Consider the following 2568-nt stretch of genomic DNA (forward strand, 5'->3'; position numbering starts at 1 on the left):
TTCTCTGAAACCAGCCATTTAAAGCTTTAAAGTTGGGCAACGTGATAAATAAGGTGCCACCGGGCTTTACAAAAGCAACATGGCGGTTAATGATATCTGCTGTATCATGAAAATGCTCTATCAAACCGCAAGACAAGACCAGGTCGTATTGCTTTTCCGGTGTATATTTAAAAAGATCAGTCTCAATGATGTTAATATCGTTTTGTTGCAATCCGTTGCTTTCCAGCAGATCTTTTATGATCGGTGGGTGCACAAAGTAATCCAGCAGCGTTACATCCAACTTGAAATACTTCCTTAAAAAAACGGTATAATAGCCAGGAAAACCACCGAGTTCAATTGCCGTTTGCACCTTGTTTTTGACAATGATGTCGTGCAATTGCTGGTGAAATAAGTAATTTGCAGGGATAGGAACAGATAGACCTGTTTTACTTTCCCAATAATGTACCCAAAATGCTCTGTCGGTTAACTGGTTATTCATATGCTGTTTTTAAATAACGGGCATTTGAGAATAGACATGGACGGCGGTAGACTAAAATACACAAAGACTTTGCCATAAAGGTTTACAATAATGTGTAATTTTGAACAATCGGACTCATTTGAAAACGCCATTGAAAGTCATACATTTAAACACATACGAAGGTAACGGAGGTGCAGGCAGAGCTTGCTTGCGCTTAAATGATGCCTTAAACGCCAGCGGCGCCCAATCTGAGGTAAAGGTCTATTACCAATTTAAAAAAAGCGCGCAGACCAGCACGTTTAGCAAAACAGGATTGCAGAAAGCAATGGCTATTTTTAACATCCTGGCTGAGCGCTATGTGGTAAAATTGTTTGTGAAAGCCATGAAAACACCATTTTCACTGCAATGGTTTGGCCGCTCAGTCATCAAGGATCCCGCTTTAAAGAACGCAGATATTATACACCTGCACTGGATAAACCATGGCTTTTTATCGCCAAAGTTCCTTGCCCAGCTAGAATACCTTGATAAACCCATGGTATGGACCTTTCACGATAGCAATGCCTTTACCGGCGGTTGCCATGTACGTTATGAATGTGAAAATTACCACCAGCAATGTGGCTATTGTCCGCTTTTAAAATCAAGTGGCAAAAACGATTTAAGTCACCGCACCTGGCTTCGCAAAAAAGAAGCCTATTCAAATCTAAACTTTCACATTGTGGCGCCCAGCAACTGGATGGCCAACTCTGTTAAAATTAGCAGTTTAATGGGGGCGAGAAAGGTAAACGTTATCGCTAACACCATTGAAACCCATATCTTTAAACCTTATGTTAAGTCAGAGGCCAAAAAGCTCCTGAAAATTGTTCCGGAAAAGTTTGTGCTGATGAGTGGTTTTATGCCCTCTAAAAACGATAAACATAAAGGGACCGCCTATTTGCTGGAAGCTTTAATGAAGTTCAGCAAAAGACCGGGCATCATCAAAGAAAACGTAGAGCTGGTTATTTTCGGCAATAAAGACAATGCGGAAATGCCCGAGTTTCCTTTTAAAACTACGTTTCTGGGCACCATCAATAACGATGAGCATTTAGCCAAGTGTTACTCAGCTGCAGATGCCTTTTTAACTGCTTCCCTTGAAGATAACTTGCCGAACACCGTCATGGAAAGCCTGGCCTGTGCAACTCCGGTGATTGCTTTTAAAACAGGCGGTATTCCAGACATGGTCAAACATTTACAGAACGGCTATATTGCAGCCTATAAATCTGCGGTGGAATTAGCCAACGGCATGGAATGGCTTTATCACTTGAAAAACAGGGAAGAGATTCAAAAAGAAGCCCGCAGAACCATATTGACAGAATTTGCCCCTGCAGTGATTGCAGAAAAACACCTTCATTTATACGAGTCGCTGTTGGCGGCACAGCCCCGATAACCTCTTTTACATGCAACCTACCCTAAGCGTCATTACCATCGTTTACAATAATGTTCAGGACATTGAACGAACCATGCTTTCTGTACTTGGTCAAACTTATCCTGCCATTGAATACATCATCATCGATGGGGCAAGTAATGATGGCACCATGGCTATTGTAGATCAGTATAGATCTAAGCTGGCGAAGGTGGTTTCTGAACCCGACAAAGGTATTTACGATGCCATGAACAAAGGGTTGCAACAGGCCACTGGCGATTATGTGCTGTTTATGAATTCTGGTGATGAAATTTACGACCTCGATACCGTAGAAAAGGTATTTCAAACGGCTGAAAATGCCGATATTTATTATGGAGAAACGGAGATGTATAATGAAAACTGGGAAAGCTTAGGTCAAAGGCGGCACCAGGCACCAGAGACATTTACCTGGAAAAGTTTCAAGTATGGCATGAGTATCAGTCACCAGGCAATCTATGTTAAACGCTCGATCGCAGCACCTTACAACTTGCAATATAAATACAGTGCAGATATTGACTGGATCATCAGGGCAGCAAAAAAAGCCAACAAAATCGTTAATACGCATTTGTATGTGGCTAAATACCTTGTAGGTGGTGTTTCCAAGAAAAAGCATATGGAAAGTTTAAAAGAACGCTTTTGGATTTTTACAAAGTATTATGGTTTGATCCCAAAT

At 41.3% G+C, this 2568-nt stretch carries 3 protein-coding genes; 2 read left to right on the plus strand and 1 reads right to left on the minus strand.

Annotated features, from left to right (window positions below):
* The coding region (locus tag ACR2F7_RS13195) for a class I SAM-dependent methyltransferase (RefSeq protein ID WP_432714022.1) at positions 1-478 on the minus strand (478 nt) is incomplete at its 3' end.
* 130 nt (positions 479-608) lie between these two features.
* Here ACR2F7_RS13195 and ACR2F7_RS13200 point away from each other — a divergent pair.
* Positions 609-1880, plus strand: a complete 1272-nt coding sequence (locus tag ACR2F7_RS13200; RefSeq protein ID WP_432714023.1) for a glycosyltransferase family 4 protein — start codon at positions 609-611, stop codon at positions 1878-1880.
* A gap of 10 nt (positions 1881-1890) precedes the next feature.
* The coding region (locus ACR2F7_RS13205) for a glycosyltransferase family 2 protein (protein WP_432714024.1) at positions 1891-2568 on the plus strand (678 nt) is incomplete at its 3' end.

The sequence above is a fragment of the Pedobacter sp. genome, from assembly GCF_045628745.1.
Taxonomy (GTDB): domain Bacteria; phylum Bacteroidota; class Bacteroidia; order Sphingobacteriales; family Sphingobacteriaceae; genus Pedobacter.